The organism is Hylemonella sp. GW821-FHT10B10, assembly GCF_059415585.1.
The window spans coordinates 1-18,935 of record NZ_JBWKNN010000003.1 but is presented as its reverse complement, the minus strand read 5'-3'; the positions used below and the strand labels follow the sequence as shown (position 1 = coordinate 18,935).

Genomic DNA, 18,935 nt, shown 5'->3' with positions numbered 1-18,935 from the left:
GGTAGCATGGCGTCACCTGTGGGTGGCGCCATCTTCGTTTGTGCGTCCGCTTCTTCTGTTTGGAGTTCTGATGTCCCAGTCCGTCTACGGCCGCCGCGGTATCGCGGTGGCGCCCCATTCCCTGGCCGCAGAGTCGGCTGTGTCCGTGTTGCGCGAGGGCGGCAATGCGCTGGAGGCGATGATCGCCGCCGCAGCCACCATCGCCGTGGTCTATCCGCACATGAACTCCATCGGTGGCGACAGCTTCTGGGTCATCAATGGCCCGGGCAAGCGCCCTGGTGGCATCGATGCCAGTGGCCGCAGTGCCGCCGCCGCGAGCCGCGAATGGTATGCGGCCCAGGGCATCACGGGCAGCATCCCGTTTCGCGGTGGCACGGCTGCGCTGACCGTGGCCGGCACGATCTCGGGCTGGGGCGCGGCGCAGCAGCTGTCCTCACAATCTCTTGGTGGGCGCTTGCCGCTGTCCCGCCTGCTCGACGACGCGATCTTTCTCGCGCGCGAGGGCATCCCCGTCACGCGCAGCCAGGCCAGCCTCACGCAGGCCAAGCTGGCCGAACTCAAGGATCGCCCGGGTTTTGCGCAGACTTTCCTCACGCAGGGTCAGGTTCCCCAGGAAGGCGAGTTGTTCAAGCAGTCCCGGCTGGCGGCCACCCTGGCGCTGATCGCCCGCAAGGGCACGGACGAGTACTACCGCGGCGCGCTCGCGAAGCAGATGGCCGCCGAACTGGCGGCCGTGGGCAGCCCGCTGACTTTGGCCGACCTGCAGGCGCACCAGGCCAAGCTGGTCGATCCGCTGACCGTGCCCGTGGGGGGCGCGCAGCTGCACAACATGGTGCCGCCTTCGCAGGGCCTGGTGTCCTTGCTGATCCTGGCGCTGATGGAGCGCTTTCCGGCCTGGCAGCAGGGGCCGGAAAGTGCCGCCTTCATTCACGCACAGGTGGAGGCCACCAAGCTGGCCTTCCGCGTGCGTGACCGCTACCTGACCGACCCCGACTTCATGACCCTGCCACCGGCCGAACTGCTGACGTCGGCTCGCATCAATGAACTGGCGCGCGAGTTCAAGCCCGACACAGCGTTGCCCTGGGGCAAGACGGCCAAGCCGGGCGACACCATCTGGATGGGTGTGATCGACAAGAACGGCATTGCGGTTTCTTTCATCCAGAGCATCTACCATGAGTTCGGTTCGGGCGTGGTGCTGCCCACCAGCGGCGTGAACTGGCAGAACCGCGGTTGCAGCTTCTCGCTGGACCCGGCACACGTGAACACGCTGGCGCCGCGCAAGAAGCCCTTCCACACGCTCAACCCCGCCATGGCCCAGTTGGCCGATGGGGGCACCATGGTCTACGGCACCATGGGCGGCGACGGCCAGCCGCAGACCCAGGCCACCATCTTCAACCGCGTCATGCGCTTTGGTGACCATCCGCAGCAGGCCATCGAGCGGCCGCGCTGGTTGCTGGGCCGTACCTGGGGCCAGTCCAGCGACTCGCTCAAGCTCGAGAGCCGTTTCGACCCCGCGGTGGTGGCGCAGCTGCGCGCCATGGGCCACGAGGTGGAAACGATCGGTGCCTGGGACGAGGGGGTGGGTCACGCCGGCATGTTGCGGCGCCACCCCAATGGTGTGTTGGAGGGCGGCTACGACCCCCGCTCCAATGGCGCAGTCGCTTCTTATTAGCGACCGAGGGCAGGGAACAGCTTGATCAGGCCGTCGGACATCACCTCCACCGCCAGGGCCGCGAGGATCAGGCCCATGAGCCGCGTCATCACGTTGATGCCGGTCTTGCCCAGCACGCGCGCGATCGGTTCGGCCAGGCCGAAGCACAGGGCTGTAGCCAGCGCCACCACCACGCCGTAGCCCACCAGGGCGCCCAGCTGCAGCAGGTCGCGGGCCTTGTCGGCGTAGATCACCACGGTGGACATGGTGGCTGGTCCGGTCAGCAGCGGGATGGTCAGGGGCACCACGGCGATGCTGGCGCGCGCGGCCGAGCGTTCGGCAGCACTCTGCATTTCCTCGGCGTTCGATTTGGCTTCGGCCGGTTGCGCATTGAGCATGGCCAGGGCCGAGGTCAGCAGCAGCATGCCGCCGCCCACCTGGAAGCTGGCCAGCGATATGCCGAAGAAGGCCAGGATCTGCAGGCCCAGCAGGGCGCTGATGGCGATCACCGCAAACGCGCTCAGCGAGGAGATCCAGATCGTACGCAGGCGTTGCTCGCGCGTGAAACCCTGGGTGTAGTGGATGAAAAAGGGCACGATGGCCAGCGGGTTGACGATGGCCAGCAGGGTGACCAGAGGCTTGAAGTCCATCTCAGTCCTTGGTAGCCGACGCTGCGGCCGGTGTGCGCCGGCGGAACATGCCCCAGCCCTCCATGTGCAGCACCTTGTCACCCTGCTGGTTGTGCATTTCCCAGACCGTGCGCACCAGACCTACGTCGGGCCGGCTGTTCATGGGGCGACTGTCCACCACGATATGGCGCAGGCTCAGCACATCACCGGGGAAAACGGGCTTGGTCCACTTCAGGCTCTCCAGTCCTGGCGAGCCCAGGGCCGCCGCGTCGGAGAGGAAGTTGTCCACCATCAGGCGCATGGCCATGGCACAGGTGTGCCAGCCGCTGGCGCACAGCCCGCCGAACACCGAGGCTTGGGCGGCGGCTTCGTCCAGGTGGAAGGGCTGAGGGTCGAACTGGCGTGCGAAGTCCAGGATCTGTTCGCGCGTCGGGCTCACGCTGCCCAGCTCGCGCGTGCTGCCCACGGCCAGATCTTCCCAGTAGTACTTGAAGGTTTTGGTGGTCATCAGCGTCCTCCGGTCACGTCCATCAGGGAGCCGGTCGCGTAGCTGGCCTCATCCGAAAGCAGCCAGACGATGGCATTGGCGATTTCCTGCGCTGTACCGGGGCGTTGCAGGGGGATCTGGGGCGCCAGGCGCTGCGCGCGGCCGGGCTGGCCGCCGCTGGCGTGGATTTCGGTATCGACGATGCCGGGGCGTACTGCATTGACCCGGATGCCCTCGGCAGCGACTTCGCGTGCCAGCCCGAGCGTGAAGACATCCACGGCGCCCTTGGCGGCCGCGTAGTCCACATACTGCCCGGCCGCGCCGTGGATGGAGGCCACGCTGCCGACGTTGACAATGGCGCCGCCACTGCCGCCATGGCGCGTGCTCATGCGGCGCACGGCCTCGCGCGCGCACAGCATGGTGCCGTAGACATTGATGCCGAACATGCGTTGCCAGCGTGCCAGGCTCTGCTCGTCCACGCGTTGCGTGGTGTCCACCACGCCGGCGTTGTTGACCAGGGCGCTCAGGCGGCCCATCTTGGCGTCGACCTGTCCGAACATGGCCAGCACCTGGGCCTCATCGGCCACATCGGCGCGCACCGCCATGGCCGTGCCACCGCCGGCGCGGATCTGCCGCACCACCTCGTCGGCGGCCAGCGAGTTGGCCGTGTAGTTGACGGCGACGGCATAACCCCGTTGCGCGGCCAACAATGCCGTGGCGGCACCGATGCCGCGACCGCCCCCGGTGACCAGTAGAACCTTGTCCAAATCCCAGCTCCTGCAGGTGTGATGACGACAAGATACCATTGCCGCAGAAATGAGTGTGAACAGGCCCTAGTCACGCAAGAGGAGACACGATGAGCCGCATGGTGGACTATTACTTCGCTCCGCAAAGCCCCTGGACCTATCTGGGCCATGCACGTTTCGCAGCCATGGCGCAGGCCGCGGGTGTCAACGTCCGCGTGTTGCCCGTGGACCTGGGCGGCAAGGTCTTCCCGACTTCCGGCGGTCTGCCCCTGGCGAAGCGCGCACCGCAGCGCCAGGCTTACCGGCTGCTGGAAATCCGGCGTTTCAGTGAGCATCTGAAGATACCCATGCATCCGCAGCCCAAATACTTCCCGGTTGGCGGTGATGACGCGGCCTGCCTGATCATTGCCGTGGATCTGCACGACGGCAGCGAAGCCGCCATGAAGATCACCGGTGCCGTGTTGTCCGCCGTCTGGGCGCAGGAGCGCAATATAGGCGACGACAAGGTGCTGGCCGAATTGCTCGCCGAATGCGGCCTGGACACGAAGCGGCTGACGCAGGCGGACAGCCAAGAAGTGCGCGAGCGGTACGAGGCTTACACCCAGCAGGCCATTGCTGCCGGCGTCTTCGGGGCCCCCAGCTACGTCATCGACGGCGAAATTTTCTGGGGCCAGGACCGACTCGACTTCGTGGCGCGCAAGCTCGGCGTCACCCTCTGAAACGACACACTTGGAGATGCCAAGCATGGGACAGTTCATCGACCTCAAAGCCACCGACGGCTTCACCTTTCCCGCCTATGTGGCGCAACCGGCAGGCAAGCCGCGTGGCGGTGTGGTGGTGCTGCAGGAGATCTTCGGCGTCAACGCCCATATCCGTGCCGTGACCGACGGTTATGCGGCCGCGGGTTATCTGGCGGTGGCGCCCGCCACCTTCCATCGCAGCAAGCCTGGCGTCGAATTGCGCTATACACCCGACGACATGAGTGCGGGCCAGGCGCTCAAGGCCACGGTCGAGGCCCTGGGCATGAACCCGACGACCTCGGGTGTGCTGCAGGACATCCAGGCAGCCATCCACCATGCAGCCCAGGCCGGCAAGGTCGGTGTGGTGGGCTACTGCTGGGGCGGCTTGCTGACCTGGCGCACGGCCTGCCTGCTGAAAGGTGTGAGCGCGGCCGTGCCCTATTACGGTGGCGGTGTCACCACCGAGGCCGAGATTGCGCGCACGCCCAAGGTGCCGGTGCTGGCGCACTTCGGTGAGAAAGACCACTGGATACCGCTGGAGGGGGTGGCGGCTTTCCAGAAAGCCCACCCGGACGTTGAGGTGCATGTTTACGCGGCCAACCACGGCTTCAATTGCGACCATCGTGGTGCTTATGACGCCACCGCCGCCGCTCTGGCCCGTGAGCGCACCCTGGCCTTCTTCGCCAAACATGTGGGCTGAAACCTTGAGGCGCTTCCCGGCCTGGATCTTGTTGCTGGCGACGGCAGGCCTTGCGCAGGCCGCCGATTACAACGGCCCCCTGCTGGATGCCCACCTGCACTACAACGTTGAAGCTTATGAAGGCCCGCACCCGTTGGCGGACGTGCTGGCCCGCATGCAGCGCAACGGCGTGCGGGCCATCGTCGCCAACAGCCGGCCCAATGACGGCACCAAGACTCTGGCCGGGGCCCAGGCGCAGACCCGCGCCGCTGGCGTGACGGTGGTGCCTTTCATCCGCCTGTATCGCAACCGGGCCGATTACGACAACTGGTTTCGTGACGAGAGCATCTACACCATGGTGCAGACCGAGTTTGCGCGCGGCACGGCGGCCGGTCCCTACCGCGGCATCGGTGAATTCCATCTGTACGACAGCGCCAATGCCAACGGCCCGGTGGCAAAGAAGCTGATGCAGTTTGCCGCGCAGAACCAACTGGCCGTGCTGGCCCATGTGGACGACGTGGCCATCGACCTGCTGATGGCCCATGCGCCCGGCGCGCGCCTGATCTGGGCCCACACCGGGATCGGCGGCGCGCCGGTCACACGTGTGCAGGCCTTGCTGGACAAATACCCCGGGCTGATGGGTGAGTTGTCCTACCGGCCCGGACTGACCTGTGGCGAGGGCAGCCTGTGCCCCGAATGGCGCGCGCTGCTGCTGAAATACCCGGATCGCTTTCTGCTCGGCTCGGACACCTGGGTCAACCAGCGCTGGCAGCAGTACGACGAGCTGATGCGCGCTTACCGGCGCTGGCTGGGCGAGCTGCCTCCTGACGTGGCGCGCCGCATCGCCTGGGACAACGGAGCGAGCCTGTTCCAGCTGAGCCGACCCTGAGATGAGCGCCACCTTTCCCTTGCCATTGTTCCCCCTGCAGACCGTGCTGTTTCCCGGCGGGCTGCTGCCCCTGCGCATCTTCGAGGTGCGCTACCTGGACCTGATCCAGCGCTGCCAGAAGGAGGGTGCCCCTTTCGGTGTCGTCTGCCTCAGCAGTGGCAGCGAGGTGAAGCAGCCGCCGCGTGCCGGCGACGCAGCGTTCGGGCCTGAGGTGTTTCATCTCGTCGGCACGATGGCGCACATCACCTCTTTCGAGCGACCACAGCCGGGGCTGATGTTGATCCGCTGCCGCGGAGGACGGCGCTTTCGCCTCTTGCGCAGCGAGCAACTGAAACACGGCCTATGGACCGGCGAGGCTGAGTACCTGGAGGAGGACACGCCGTTGCCGGTGCCAGCGGACCTCGCCCACGTCCGCGTCGGCCTGGAACGCCTGTTGCAGCACATGCAGACGCAGGCCAAGTCCAGCGACGAGCTGCCTATCCAGCCGCCGCTGCAGTGGGACGACTGCGGCTGGCTGGCGAACCGCTGGTGCGACATCCTGCCGGTGAGTCCCCAGCTCAAGCAGCAGTTCCTGGCGGTGGACAGCCCTCTGTTCAGGCTGGAACTGGTGGCCGACCTGCTGGTGCATCTGAAGATCGGCACCGGACCGGAGGCCGGGGCCGGCCCAGGGCCGAACTAGCTAGCGCCCGCTGCGCTCCAGGTAGCGCTTGCGCCAGAACAGCAGGACCAGGGCCACGGCGGTCAAGCCCATCGACCCCATGGCCCACCAGAAACCTTCGTCGTTGTGGATCAGCGGGATGAACTCGAAGTTCATGCCGAAGATGCCGGCAATCAGGTTCAGCGGAAGGAAGATGGCGGTCAGCACCGTGAGCGTACGCATGATGTCGTTGGTGCGGTTGCTCTGGGCGTTGAAGTGGATCTGCACGGCGGTCTCCACGCTCTGTTCCAGCCGGCGCACATGGTGCACCACACGCTCGATGTGCTCCAGCAGGTCGCGGCTGCGCACCAGCAGCAGGTCACGGTCGCGCTGCGTTGCGGGCGTGTCGGCCTCGGGCCAGGTCTTGACGGATTCGATCCAGTCCTGCACGGCCGACCGTTGGTCTTCGCAGATTTCGTCGAGCTGGTGCAAGGCCAGCCGTGTGTTCAGCAGGGCTGCCCAATTGTTGAAACGCGTGCGTGGGTTGAGCAACTCGGTCTGCCAATGGTCGAGCTGGCGTGTGAGTTCGCGTCGCAGTTCCAGAAAGCCGTCGACCATCTGGTTGACGATGCGCAGCATCAGGTCGGCCGGGGAGGCGGGCAGGCGGCTGCTGGCGGTGCGCACGTCGTTCGAGACGACCTGTAGCAGCCGGGAAGCATAGGCATCGCGCGCCGCGCAATCGGCTGGATGGACCGAGAGCAGCACCCGTTCGAAGACCGCAAAGCCCACGGGGCTGGTGTCGATGTGTCGCAGGATGGGTGGGCCACCGCGCTTGGTGGCGGCCGGCTCCCCGTGGTGCGGGGCCCCGGTGGCCAGGCGGCGAAAGACCAGCAGGTCGTATTGCGAGGTGTAGTCGAAATGCGAAGGCAGTTGCGCGTTGAGCAGGTCCGAGACGTGCAGGTCCACCAGCTGCAGGCCGCACAGGGTCTGCAGCGTAGCCTGCAGCTGGGACCAGCCGGTTTCGAACTCCTGGCGTGTGCAGGCGATCCAGACATGACCCAGCGGAGGCAGCTGCTGGGGCGGTGCGCTGCTTTCGCTGACACCGCCGGGACTGATGCTGAAGACGCGCATGCTGGCGTGCTCAGCGCTTCAGAAGGCGCGCTGCCGCCACGGCGAAATAAGTCAACACCCCATCGGCGCCAGCACGCTTGAAGCCCAGCAGGCTTTCCATCATCACCGCATCGTGGTCCAGCCAGCCGTTCTGTGCAGCGGCTTTGAGCATGGCGTATTCACCAGAGACCTGGTAGGCGAAGGTCGGTACGCGGAACTCGTCCTTCACGCGGCGCACCACGTCCAGGTAAGGCATGCCGGGCTTGACCATCACCATGTCTGCACCTTCGGCGATGTCCATGGCCACCTCGCGGATGGCCTCGTCCGTGTTGCCCGGGTCCATCTGGTAGACCTTCTTGTTGCTCTTGCCCAGGTTGGCAGCGGATCCCACGGCGTCGCGGAAGGGGCCGTAGAAGGCGCTGGCGTATTTGGCGCTGTAGGCCATGATGCGTGTGTGCACCAGACGGTTGGCCTCGAGCACGCTGCGGATGGCGCCAATGCGCCCGTCCATCATGTCGCTGGGCGCCACGATGTCCACACCGGCTTGCGCCTGCGTCAGGGCCTGCTTTTCCAGGATGGCCACCGTTTCATCGTTCAGGATGTAGCCGCTCGGGTCGAGCACGCCGTCCTGGCCGTGGCTGGTGTAGGGGTCCAGGGCCACGTCCGTCATGATCCCGAGTTCGGGGAAACGCTCTTTCAGGCCGCGTACCACGCGGGGAACCAGGCCCTCGGGGTTGCAGGCTTCCTTGCCGTCCAGGCTCTTGAGCTTGCTGTCAATCACGGGGAACAGGGCGATAGCCGGGATGCCCAGCTTGACGCACTCTTCGGCCAGCGGCAGCAGCAGGTCCAGGCTCAGACGCTCCACGCCGGGCATGGAGGCTACGGCTTCACGGCGGCTCTGGCCGTCGAGGACGAATACCGGATAAATCAGGTCATTGACGCTGAGTGCGTGCTCGCGTACCAGGTTGCGGGTGAACTCGTCGCGGCGCAACCGACGCGGTCGGCCCATGGGGTAGGGGGCATAGGGTGTGGAGGGTAGGGACATAGTATTACTACTATATCCCCCCCTAAAAACCGTGTGTGCGAGTTTCCCCGCGCACGGCTTCAACGTAACACCCGGTGGGTCAGTTTCCTGACGTCACCGGCAGTAACCCGTCATACGCGGGCCGGCTTGGTAACCATCACCCCGAGGATGTGGACCTGCCTGTGGCAAACCGTGTGCAGGAGCACCCGGTTTGAGAGTGCATTCGTACCACCCAACCCCAGAGGGATGATGTGGTGGTCATGCATGTCACGGTCGTCGATCTCGATGGCTGTGCCGCAATGTGCACACAGCCCGCCTTGATCCAGCCAGAGCGAGGCGCGTTGCGTGTCCCAGAGGCTCGCGGCCATCCGGTTCACTCTCAGCTCCTCGCCATATACCTCCCAAGCCGGGTCGTAAGGGTTGTATTCCTCACGAACCTTCTTGTGGCGGACAATTTTCGTGTCTGCCAGGCGGTATAGCCGGATTGTCAGCTTGTCTCCCGAGCGATCCACGGTGTCGGCGCTGAATTCAAAGCGACCAGAGGCATCCGTCCAGTAATGACGGAATACCTTGTGCTTGTCCCAGCGCGGGTGACGCCGCAGACCCCACCGCATGAGCCGCCAGTAAAGGCGGTGATCCATTTTGGTGAAAGCCTGCTTTGCCACCACACCCTTGTGGTACTCGGCCCAACCGCGAAGCTTGCGGTTCAGGTTCAAGATCATGACGTCGGTGTGTAGATGCAGTGATGAGGTCACTTCTTCCTCCAACTTGCGGTAGAACGCCTTAACATTCTTCCGGCTTGGTTTGATGAGCAGTTTCCCTCCGTATTTACGGAAGTTCCAGCCCAGGAAGTCAAAGCCCTCATCCACATGGACAACTTTCGTTTTGGTCGCGTTCAGAGTGAGGCCCCTATCCGTTAGGAAGGATGTCACCCATGGCATGACCGTGTCGTTGAGCACCTCGGGAGAGGCGCCCGTAATGACGAAGTCATCGGCATATCGGACGAGATGCACCTTCAGCTTTCGGGTCTTCGCCACACCGTACAGAGCCACCAAGTGCTCCTTCAGGCCGCGTTCAAGACCGTCCAACGTCAGGTTAGCCAGCAGAGGGGAGATGACGCCCCCTTGCGGGGTACCTTTCTCCGTTTTCTGCAGCGCCCAGAGTTGCCGTTTATCCACTACACCAGACCGCAACCACGTTCGTAGCACCCGCTTGTTCATGTGAACATTGGCGAGTAGCCAGTCGTGATTAATGTTGTCAAAGAACCCTTTAATGTCCGCATCCAATATCCATTGGGCGCCGTTGGCGCCGGACAGAACATTGAATAGCTGTGACATCGCATCATGCGTCGAGCGCGCTTTCCTGAATCCGTATGAATTCGGGTCCGCGTGACACTCCGCAGCAGGGTCCAGTCCCAAGTGGAATAGGGCCTGCATTGCGCGATCCAGCATGGTGGGAATACCCAGTGGGCGTTCGTCACCATTCGGTTTTGGGATCCATGCGCGCTTTAGTGGGCGTGCACGGTACCCTTGGGTCTTCAACCGCCATATAGCGGTCCATTTACTCTCAGGCGAGTCCCAGAGTTCGCGGTCGATGCCACTCGTCCGCTTTCCCCGGTTTTCGGTCACTCGTTTAACGGCCAGAGCCCTAGCCTGCCACGAGCGGATAAGACTACGTTGGAGTCGCTTGACCCGTCGATAGTCTCGATCTTTCTCAGCCTGCGCAATTACTCGCTGCGCCTTTCCCACAAACATCAGGACTTGCTTCCAGTTGATGGAGAACCAGTCCGTCGGCTCGTGCGGAGGCGCAGAGACCTTGCGATCATTTTCCATACCTTCCTCCGATTTAGGAATGAACCCGGAGTGAGGTATGGGCCCGGAGGCTCATACCCTCCGGGTCGTCTTAAGAAGCAACGGCATTACGCACGTTACGCCAGCAGCAAGTCAGCTCACTTTCGTGCGGGGGATGGCCCCCTATCTCTCGCATTACACGAGAGCATTTGCTTCCTACTGCATCCTCTACCCCCTCCTCCGTGGCCCTTGCGGGTTGCCACCACGAGTGGTGGCGGAGAGTGGGGCTTATCGCCTTACCCAACACGCCCCGCTGACTGGCGGTCAGCAGTAGGGGTTAGGGACCGTCTATCCTCCTTCGGGCGTTAGAGAAGCGAGTCATGAGCCATGACACATGACCCCAGCCCGAGTGCCTTTTGGCTGTGGCTCTCACCCGTGAGGGTGAATGCAGGAGTAAGCCACTCAATTTTCAAGAAGGTTCGAACGACGATTCACATTACATTTCCCGTACCCATTTCTTGGCCAGCCCCGATCAGTCCTGTTCAGATCGTGGACGTCTCTTGCGAGGCGTTTTCTGCGCGAGCGCAGGCTGTTTATCCCTAGCTCTCCAAGCACGGATTACTCCATGCCCAGTAAGGGGCCAAGACACCCCGCTTCCGGGGGTGGTTTCAAGGAAACAAGACGTGTTGAGCTTCTCAGCTCGAACGCATCAACATCTGCCTTCCGCTACGCGGTAGGCGCAACAAAAATATTTGCTCTCACGAGCATTTTTGTTGTCTTTCAGCAACGAATGGACACCCCTGGGAGTGTTCCCATCCGGTTTTCGAGCACGGCTTGTGGCCGTTTTCGATGCACGTCGAATTCAATTCGATGTGCTCTGTGATGACCCCACAAGGAGGGTTCTCTCGAGGTAAAACGGGTTACGTACGAGAGTTAGATACGATGGTCACAAGGACCAAATGAGCGGCAGCGCCGCACCATGGTGAAAATTGTGCCCGATTCCGCTGGCACCCGGATGCGTGCGTAAAAGTGCCAAAAAGGCCCGTTCTACCCAGATTTGGGGCGCCGGCTTGCTTTTGGCTAACGTTTTTGTTAGATTAGAGCTTGGGTGGTTCGCCACCCCCCGCTTTTCCTCCCTGAGCGGGGCCTTGATGTGTGACAGCAAAAAAGGCTTGCAACCCCGGCTTATGGCCGGGGTTTTTTTTGGCTTCGGCACATTGCGCTTAACTTTGTTGCACAAAGTTTGTCTGCGCCGCAACCAGTCGTGCCGGTTGTGGCTCCGCCTGCCCTGTGCCCGACTAAACTCGGGCCATGCTCTGGGTCAAAGCCTTCCACATTGTTTTCGTTGCCAGCTGGTTTGCCGGCCTGTTCTATCTTCCGCGCATCTTCGTGAATCTGGCCTTGGTGCCGGCTGACTCGATCGCGGAGCGGGAGCGCTTGCTGCTGATGGCGGGCAAGCTGATGCGCTTCACGACGGTGCTTGCTGTGCCGGCCCTGGGGTTCGGCCTGTGGCTCTGGCTGGGCTATGGCATAGGCCAGGGCCCGGCCAGTGGCTGGCTGCACCTCAAGCTGGTGGTGGTGGTGCTCGTGCTGGGCTATCACCATGCCTGTGGTGCTCTCCTGAAAAAATTCCGGCGCGGCGAAAACCAGCGCGGGCATGTCTGGTACCGCTGGTTCAACGAGGTGCCGGTGTTGCTGCTGCTGGCCGCCGTGGTGTTGGTGGTTGTCAAGCCGTTCTGATCCGGATGGGCGCGCCATGTCGGTGCACAAGACGTCCGCCTGGCCCTTGAGCCTGGTTTATGTGGGGCTGGTGGTCTACGCCAGCCTCTATCCCTTTGGGGGCTGGCGCGACCAAGGGCCTTTGCCCTGGGGCTTCCTGATCGCGCCCTGGCCGCACTACTGGACGGCCTTCGATCTTTTCTCCAACGTGCTGGGCTATGCCCCACTGGGTTTTCTGCTGGCGCTCGGCGCCCTGCGTACCGGGCGTGGCGCGCGCGCCGTTGGCCTGGCGACGCTGGGCGCCGGCAGCCTGTCCCTGCTGATGGAGACGCTGCAAGGCTATCTGCCGGCCCGCGTACCCTCCAATATCGACTTTCTATTGAACCTGGGTGGCGCTTGGCTGGGGGCTGTGATGGCGACACTGCTGGAGAAGATGGGTGCCCTCGACCGCTGGATGCGCTTCCGGGAGCGCTGGTTCGTGCCGGAGGCCCGTGGTGCCCTGGTGCTGCTGGCCTTGTGGCCCTTGGCCTTGCTGCTCCCGGCCGCCGTGCCTCTGGGGCTGGGCCAGGTATTTGAGAGGGCAGAGGCTGGCCTGGCCGAAATACTGCTCGATACCCCTTTGCTGGAGTGGTTGCCGCTGCGTACGGTCGAGCTGCAGCCGCTGGTGCCTGGCGTGGAAATGAGCTGTGTGCTGCTCGGCGCCCTGATCCCCTGCCTGCTGGGCTTCAGCATCATCCCTTCCCGGGTTCGCCGCGCTGGTTTTGTACTGGTTGTTCTGGCTGCGGCGACGGGTGCCACCTTGCTGTCGGCCGCCCTGAGTTACGGGCCGGCGCATGCCTGGGCCTGGCTCAGCCTGCCGGTGAAGGCCGGCCTGGTGCTGGCAGGCGTGATCGCTCTGCTGCTGTCGCGTGTTCCCGCCCGGGTCTGTGCCGCCCTGCTGTTGCTGGGCCTGGGCCTGTACCTGGTCCTGATCAACCAGGCGCCGGCCAGCCCCTACTTTGCTCACAACCTGCAGGTCTGGGAGCAAGGGCGTTTCATTCGCTTTCATGGCGTAGTTCAGTGGTTGGGATGGCTTTGGCCCTATGCCGTGCTGCTGTATGTGCTGATCCGTGTCTGGGGTCTGGGCGGCCTGGACAGGCCTGCCCCTAAAATTCAGGCATGAGCACCCCCACCGCCCCCGAGGTTCCCGCCACTTATTACAAGCGGCATGTCTTTTTCTGTCTCAACCAGCGCCCCGCAGGTGAGTCCTGCTGTGCCAACCACCAGGCCGAGGCGGCGTTCGAACGCTGCAAGTCCCAGGTCAAATCGGCCGGTCTGGCCGGGCCCGGCAAGGTGCGCGTGAACCGCGCCGGCTGCCTGGACCGCTGTGCCGGTGGCCCGGTGGCGGTGGTGTACCCGGAAGCAGTCTGGTATTCCTATGTGGACCTGGCAGATATCGACGAGATCGTCGAATCGCATCTCAAGAACGGCAAGGTGGTCGAGCGTCTGTTGACACCACCGCATCTGGGGCGCTGAGTGAATTCCCAGACTGAGCGCCTGCTGCTGGCCGGTCCGGCGGGCCGCATTGAAGCACTGCGTGACGCGCCTGCCGACGGCGTCAGTGCGCGCGGCACCGCCCTGATCGCCCATCCGCATCCCCTGTTTGGCGGCACCATGGACAACAAGGTGGTGCAAACGCTGGCGCGCGCCTTTGTGCAATGTGGCTGGACGGCTCTGCGGTTTAACTTTCGGGGGGTCGGGGCCACCGAGGGTGTGCACGACGAAGGACGGGGTGAAGCCGAGGACTTTTTGGCGGTGGTGCAGCAGTGCGCGCCTGAAGGCCTGCTTGCGCTGGCTGGTTTTTCCTTTGGTTCTTTCGTGATGAGCCAGGCACTGGCTCCCCTGTGGCCTGCGCGCCGGATCGAAAAGCTGGTGTTTGTCGGCGCGGCGGCCAGCCGCTTCCAGGTGGCCCAGGTGCCACAGGAACTGCACGAGAGCACCCTGGTGATCCACGGTGAGCACGATGACACCGTGCCCCTGGCAGCCGTGATGGACTGGGCACGGCCCCAGGTGCTGCCGGTGACGGTGGTGCCTGGTGGCAGTCATTTTTTCCACGGGCAACTGCCCCTGCTCAAAAGCCTCGTGGTGCGTCATCTGACGGCGGCGCCATGATCAAGACACTCCTTGTTTTCCTGACCGCAGCCTGTGGGCTGCTCTGGGGCAACGTCTCGGCCCAGGGCCAGCCTCAGCCGCCCGAGATCGCGGCACGCGCCTATCTGCTGCTGGACCTGACCAGCGACCAGCAACTGGCGGCCAAGGAGGCCGACGTGCCGGTCCAGCCAGCCTCCCTGACCAAACTGATGACGGCCTACCTGGTGTTTGATGCATTGCGCCTGGGTCGGCTGGAGTTGAAGCAGACGCTGCCGGTCAGCGAGCGTGCCAAGCGGCAACCTGGATCGCGCATGTTCCTGGAGACCGGCATGAAGGTGCCGGTGGAAGACTTGATCAAGGGGCTGCTGGTGCAGTCAGGCAATGACGCCGCCGTCGCATTGGCAGAAGGCGTGGCGGGCAGCGAGGAGCGTTTTGTCCAGCTTATGAACGAGCAGGCCCAGGCCCTGGGGATGAAGGCGACCCGTTTCTTCAACCCGACCGGCCTGTCCCAGCCCGGCCAGCTGAGCACGGCGCGTGATCTGGCCAGCCTGGCGACACGGCTGCTGCGTGATTTTCCGGACCGGACCCACTTTCATGCCATCCGCAAGTACCGCTATGAAGGTACCCCACCGGCCAACGACAGCAACCGCAACCTGCTGCTGTTTCGCGACCCTTCAGTGGATGGCCTCAAGACCGGTCATACCGAGGCGGCCGGTTACTGCCTGATTGCCACAGCGCAGCGCGAGTTTCCCCATTTGGGTCCGGCGGGTGCGCCAGGTGCCCGGCGTCTGCTCGCCGTGGTGCTGGGCACCGACAGCGAAAACGCGCGTGCCACTGAAACCCAGAAGCTGCTGAACTGGGGTTTTGCTGCCTTTGAAGCCGTCAAGCTGTTTGAGGCCGACCAGCCCGTGCTTACCCCGGCAATCTGGAAAGGGCGGTCGGCCCAGATCCGCCTGGGACGCCCGCAGGCCGTGGTAGTGACGGTACCAACAGGACAGGCGGGCCAGTTGCGTACCCAGGCCTCACGACCAGAGCCGCTGGTCGCGCCGCTCAAGAAAGGCCAGGCCAGCGGCTTCTTGAAGGTTTATATAGGCGAGCGCACACTCTCAAATATTCCATTGCTTGCGCTGGAATCTGTTGAAGAGGCTGGCTTGATTGGCCGGGCCTGGGACGCCTTCAGGCTCTGGGTCCAGTGAGGTGCTCCACTCTTTGCAGGGTGCTTGCTTCCGTCGTTTCCCCGAGAGATTGATTGCGAGTCAGGGGGCGACCTGATACACTCGAAGGCTTTTCGGAATTTCCGAAGGGTTTCACGTTTTCGTTTTTATCAAACGTTGAGGGACGTTTTTAAATGCCAACCATTAACCAGCTAGTGCGTCAAGGCCGCGAGGTCGAGACCATCAAGTCGAAGAGTCCTGCGATGCAGAACTCTCCGCAGCGCCGCGGCGTGTGCACCCGTGTGTACACCACGACGCCCAAGAAGCCGAACTCCGCTTTGCGTAAGGTCGCCAAGGTGCGCCTGACCAACGGTTTCGAAGTCATTTCCTACATCGGCGGTGAAGGTCACAACCTGCAGGAACACAGCGTGGTGCTGGTTCGCGGTGGTCGTGTCAAGGATCTGCCGGGTGTGCGTTACCACATTGTGCGTGGCTCGCTCGACCTGCAAGGCGTGAAAGACCGCAAGCAGTCGCGTTCCAAGTACGGCGCCAAGCGCCCCAAGAAGGCTTGATTTTTCAAGCCTGAGTTTTTCGGTGCTCGTTCCGTCAGGCAGACGGTTTGAGCGTAGTGACCCGAAGCTCGGAATTGTCCGGGTGGGTCGAGTAAGTGAGAGTTATGTATGGCTCTCGCGGTGTCTGAAAAGATGCCAACTGAAGCAGTATGAGGTGAAAAAATGCCACGTCGTCGCGAAGTCCCTAAACGTGAAATCCTGCCGGATCCCAAGTTCGGCAATGTCGATCTTTCCAAGTTCATGAACGTGATCATGGAAGGCGGCAAGAAGGCGGTTGCCGAGCGCATCATTTACGGTGCCCTCGAAACCATTGGACAGAAAACCGGCAAGGATGCGCTGGAGCTGTTCACGGTCGCCATCAACAATGTGAAGCCGATGGTCGAGGTGAAGTCCCGCCGCGTCGGTGGTGCCAACTACCAGGTGCCGGTCGAAGTGCGCCCGGTGCGTCGCCTGGCTCTGTCCATGCGCTGGATCAAGGAAGCCGCCCGCAAGCGTGGCGAGAAGTCCATGGCACTGCGTCTGGCCAACGAAATCATCGAGGCCACCGAAGGCCGTGGCGGCGCCATGAAGCGTCGCGATGAGGTGCACCGCATGGCCGAAGCCAACAAGGCTTTCAGCCACTTCCGCTTCTAAGCTTCGTCCCCATCTAGTGGTTCAGGCCCGCTACAAGCGGGCCTTACCTGTTTAACGAAAGACCATCATGGCACGCAAAACGCCCATTGAGCGATATCGCAATATCGGTATTTCCGCTCACATTGACGCCGGCAAGACGACCACAACCGAGCGTATTCTTTTCTACACCGGTGTGAACCACAAGATTGGTGAAGTGCATGATGGCGCCGCCACCATGGACTGGATGGAGCAGGAGCAGGAGCGTGGTATCACGATCACGTCCGCTGCGACCACCTGTTTCTGGAAGGGCATGGAACTGTCCTATCCCGAGCACCGCTTCAACATCATCGACACCCCTGGCCACGTGGACTTCACCATTGAGGTGGAGCGCTCCATGCGCGTGCTGGATGGTGCCTGCATGGTGTACTGCGCCGTGGGCGGCGTGCAGCCGCAGTCTGAGACTGTCTGGCGCCAGGCCAACAAGTACAAGGTGCCGCGTCTGGCCTTCGTGAACAAGATGGACCGTACCGGCGCGAACTTCTTCAAGGTCTATGACCAGATGAAGCTGCGTCTGAAGGCCAGCCCCGTGCCGATCGTGATCCCGATCGGCGCCGAGGAAAACTTTACCGGCGTGGTCGACCTGATCAAGATGAAGGCGATCATCTGGGATGAGGCTTCCCAGGGCATGAAGTTTGAATACAAAGAGATCCCCGCTGAACTGCTGGAGTCCGCCAAGAAGTGGCGCGAAGGCATGGTCGAGGCCGCCGCTGAGGCCAGCGAAGAGCTGATGAACAAGTACCTTGAGGAAGGCGACCTGAGCGAAGCCGAAATCAAGCTGGGCATCCGTACCCGCACGATTGGCGCCGAGATCCAGCCCATGCTGTGCGGCACTGCCTTCAAGAACAAGGGTGTGCAGCGCATGCTGGACGCCGTGATCGACTTCCTGCCTTCGCCGGTGGACATCCCCCCGGTGGGCGGTCTCGACGAGGACGAGAAGGAAACTTCCCGCAAGGCCGACGACAGCGAGAAATTCTCTGCGCTGGCCTTCAAGCTGATGACCGACCCCTTTGTCGGCCAGTTGACCTTCGTGCGCGTCTATTCCGGCGTGCTGACCAAGGGCGACACGGTCTACAACCCGATCAAGGGCAAGAAGGAGCGCATCGGCCGTATCGTGCAGATGCACGCCAACAACCGCCTGGAAGTGGACGAAATCCGCGCCGGTGACATCGCTGCATGCGTGGGCCTGAAAGACGTGACCACGGGTGAAACCCTGTGCGATCCGGATGCCATCCTGACGCTGGAGCGCATGGTGTTCCCCGAGCCCGTGATTGCGCAGGCCGTGGAACCCAAGACCAAGGCTGACCAGGAGAAGATGGGCATCGCCCTGCAGCGTCTGGCTGCCGAAGACCCGTCTTTCCGCGTCAAGACCGACGAAGAGTCCGGCCAGACCATCATTGCCGGCATGGGTGAACTGCACCTCGAGATCATCGTGGATCGCATGAAGCGCGAATTCGGCGTGGAAGCCAACGTGGGCAAGCCGCAAGTGGCCTACCGCGAAACCATCCGCAAGAAGGTCACCGAAGTCGAAGGCAAGTTCGTGCGCCAATCCGGCGGCAAGGGCCAGTACGGTCATGTCGTGTTCACAGTCGAGCCGAACGAGGCCGGCAAGGGCTTTGAGTTTGTCGACGCCATCAAGGGTGGTGTGGTTCCGCGTGAATTCATCCCGGCCGTCGAGAAGGGCGTGATCGAAGCCATCAACTCCGGTGTGCTGGCGGGTTTCCCGGTGGTGGATGTCAAGGTCACGCTGACCTTCGGCTCCTACCATGACGTGGACTCGAACGAAAACGCCTTCAAGATGGCTGCTATCTTCGGTTTCAAGGAAGGTTGCCGCAAGGCCAACCCGGTGATTCTGGAGCCCATGATGGCTGTGGAAGTCGAGACGCCCGAGGACTACGCCGGTACCGTGATGGGCGACCTGTCCTCGCGTCGCGGCATGGTGCAAGGCATGGAAGACATGGTCGGTGGCGGCAAGGCCATCAAGGCCGAAGTGCCCCTGTCCGAAATGTTCGGTTATTCGACCACGCTGCGTTCAGCCACCCAGGGCCGTGCCACGTACACGATGGAGTTCAAGCACTACGCTGAAGCTCCCCGTAACGTGTCTGAAGCCATCGTGGCCGCACGCGCAAAGTAAGTTTCAAGCTGTCTGCGACGGTGTGCCGCCCTGTTCCCGTGCGGGGCGAACCAGCAACACCGTGCAGACATTAAACCTGTACACGGGAACCTGTTCTTTGGAGATTTGAAAAATGGCAAAAGAGAAATTTGAGCGGACCAAGCCGCACGTCAACGTTGGCACGATTGGTCACGTG

At 62.9% G+C, this 18,935-nt stretch carries 19 protein-coding genes and 1 pseudogene; 14 read left to right on the top strand and 6 right to left on the bottom strand.

Annotated features, from left to right (window positions below):
- The first annotated feature begins 70 nt into the window (after positions 1–70).
- Positions 71–1,672, top strand: coding sequence for a gamma-glutamyltransferase family protein (locus tag AC07NT_RS13630; protein ID WP_498599631.1), 1,602 nt, complete (start codon positions 71–73; stop codon positions 1,670–1,672).
- On the opposite strand, the gene AC07NT_RS13625 is transcribed toward AC07NT_RS13630, so the two are convergent.
- From AC07NT_RS13625 to AC07NT_RS13615, 3 genes are read right to left on the bottom strand one after another with little or no spacing between them, the layout of a single operon-like run.
- A complete protein-coding gene (locus AC07NT_RS13625; RefSeq protein ID WP_498599632.1) occupies positions 1,669–2,301 on the bottom strand; it encodes a MarC family protein in 633 nt (210 codons plus the stop codon). The two genes, AC07NT_RS13630 and AC07NT_RS13625, sit on opposite strands and share 4 nt — an antisense overlap.
- A 1-nt stretch (position 2,302) precedes the next feature.
- Positions 2,303–2,788 carry a MaoC family dehydratase gene (locus tag AC07NT_RS13620; RefSeq protein WP_498599634.1) on the bottom strand — a complete coding sequence of 162 codons (486 nt, stop codon included), beginning with the start codon at positions 2,786–2,788 and terminating at the stop codon, positions 2,303–2,305.
- The gene (locus AC07NT_RS13615) at positions 2,788–3,534 is read right to left on the bottom strand and encodes an SDR family oxidoreductase (protein WP_498599635.1); all 747 of its coding nucleotides are present in this window, start codon (positions 3,532–3,534) and stop codon (positions 2,788–2,790) included. The genes AC07NT_RS13620 and AC07NT_RS13615 overlap by 1 nt, the downstream gene beginning before the upstream one ends.
- An 89-nt stretch (positions 3,535–3,623) precedes the next feature.
- Here AC07NT_RS13615 and AC07NT_RS13610 point away from each other — a divergent pair, with 89 nt between their 5' ends.
- The 4 genes from AC07NT_RS13610 to AC07NT_RS13595 are packed head-to-tail and all read left to right on the top strand — an operon-like array spanning position 3,624 to position 6,500.
- Entirely contained in the window at positions 3,624–4,232 is a 609-nt protein-coding gene (locus AC07NT_RS13610; protein ID WP_498599637.1) for a 2-hydroxychromene-2-carboxylate isomerase, read from the top strand.
- A gap of 25 nt (positions 4,233–4,257) precedes the next feature.
- Positions 4,258–4,953 (top strand): dienelactone hydrolase family protein, encoded by a 696-nt coding sequence (locus AC07NT_RS13605; RefSeq protein WP_498599638.1) that lies wholly within the window; start codon positions 4,258–4,260, stop codon positions 4,951–4,953.
- Positions 4,943–5,821: an amidohydrolase family protein gene (locus AC07NT_RS13600; RefSeq protein WP_498612072.1), complete on the top strand. Its 879-nt coding sequence runs from the start codon at positions 4,943–4,945 to the stop codon at positions 5,819–5,821. Before AC07NT_RS13605 ends, AC07NT_RS13600 begins: the two co-directional genes overlap by 11 nt.
- A gap of 1 nt (position 5,822) precedes the next feature.
- Positions 5,823–6,500 (top strand): LON peptidase substrate-binding domain-containing protein, encoded by a 678-nt coding sequence (locus tag AC07NT_RS13595; RefSeq protein ID WP_498599642.1) that lies wholly within the window; start codon positions 5,823–5,825, stop codon positions 6,498–6,500.
- Here AC07NT_RS13595 and AC07NT_RS13590 read toward each other — a convergent pair whose 3' ends face one another.
- From AC07NT_RS13590 to ltrA, 3 genes are all read right to left on the bottom strand, one after another.
- Positions 6,501–7,589 (bottom strand): magnesium transporter CorA family protein, encoded by a 1,089-nt coding sequence (locus AC07NT_RS13590; protein ID WP_498599643.1) that lies wholly within the window; start codon positions 7,587–7,589, stop codon positions 6,501–6,503.
- Between the two features lie 10 nt (positions 7,590–7,599).
- On the bottom strand, positions 7,600–8,613 hold the full coding sequence (hemB, locus tag AC07NT_RS13585) for a porphobilinogen synthase (protein ID WP_498599645.1): 1,014 nt from the start codon (positions 8,611–8,613) through the stop codon (positions 7,600–7,602).
- 110 nt (positions 8,614–8,723) lie between these two features.
- A complete protein-coding gene (ltrA, locus tag AC07NT_RS13580) occupies positions 8,724–10,424 on the bottom strand; it encodes a group II intron reverse transcriptase/maturase (RefSeq protein WP_498599647.1) in 1,701 nt (566 codons plus the stop codon).
- 1,269 nt (positions 10,425–11,693) lie between these two features.
- Here ltrA and AC07NT_RS13575 point away from each other — a divergent pair.
- The 9 genes and pseudogenes from AC07NT_RS13575 to AC07NT_RS13535 form a co-directional block, all read left to right on the top strand.
- Positions 11,694–12,122: a CopD family protein gene (locus tag AC07NT_RS13575; RefSeq protein WP_498599648.1), complete on the top strand. Its 429-nt coding sequence runs from the start codon at positions 11,694–11,696 to the stop codon at positions 12,120–12,122.
- Between the two features lie 16 nt (positions 12,123–12,138).
- Positions 12,139–13,263: a VanZ family protein gene (locus tag AC07NT_RS13570; RefSeq protein WP_498599649.1), complete on the top strand. Its 1,125-nt coding sequence runs from the start codon at positions 12,139–12,141 to the stop codon at positions 13,261–13,263.
- Complete coding sequence (locus tag AC07NT_RS13565; RefSeq protein ID WP_498599650.1) at positions 13,260–13,616, top strand: (2Fe-2S) ferredoxin domain-containing protein; 357 nt, start codon at positions 13,260–13,262, stop codon at positions 13,614–13,616. Before AC07NT_RS13570 ends, AC07NT_RS13565 begins: the two co-directional genes overlap by 4 nt.
- Positions 13,617–14,252 (top strand): alpha/beta hydrolase, encoded by a 636-nt coding sequence (locus AC07NT_RS13560; RefSeq protein ID WP_498599652.1) that lies wholly within the window; start codon positions 13,617–13,619, stop codon positions 14,250–14,252. It begins immediately after the preceding gene.
- Positions 14,249–15,427 (top strand): D-alanyl-D-alanine carboxypeptidase family protein, encoded by a 1,179-nt coding sequence (locus AC07NT_RS13555; RefSeq protein WP_498599654.1) that lies wholly within the window; start codon positions 14,249–14,251, stop codon positions 15,425–15,427. Before AC07NT_RS13560 ends, AC07NT_RS13555 begins: the two co-directional genes overlap by 4 nt.
- A 152-nt stretch (positions 15,428–15,579) precedes the next feature.
- On the top strand, positions 15,580–15,957 hold the full coding sequence (gene rpsL, locus AC07NT_RS13550) for a 30S ribosomal protein S12 (protein WP_057674148.1): 378 nt from the start codon (positions 15,580–15,582) through the stop codon (positions 15,955–15,957).
- A 162-nt stretch (positions 15,958–16,119) separates the two neighbouring features.
- Entirely contained in the window at positions 16,120–16,590 is a 471-nt protein-coding gene (gene rpsG, locus AC07NT_RS13545) for a 30S ribosomal protein S7 (protein ID WP_460487757.1), read from the top strand.
- Positions 16,591–16,657: 67 nt separating this feature from the next.
- On the top strand, positions 16,658–18,760 hold the full coding sequence (gene fusA, locus AC07NT_RS13540) for an elongation factor G (protein ID WP_498599657.1): 2,103 nt from the start codon (positions 16,658–16,660) through the stop codon (positions 18,758–18,760).
- A 112-nt stretch (positions 18,761–18,872) separates the two neighbouring features.
- Positions 18,873–18,935, top strand: a pseudogene (locus tag AC07NT_RS13535) (GTP-binding protein); the annotation flags it as partial.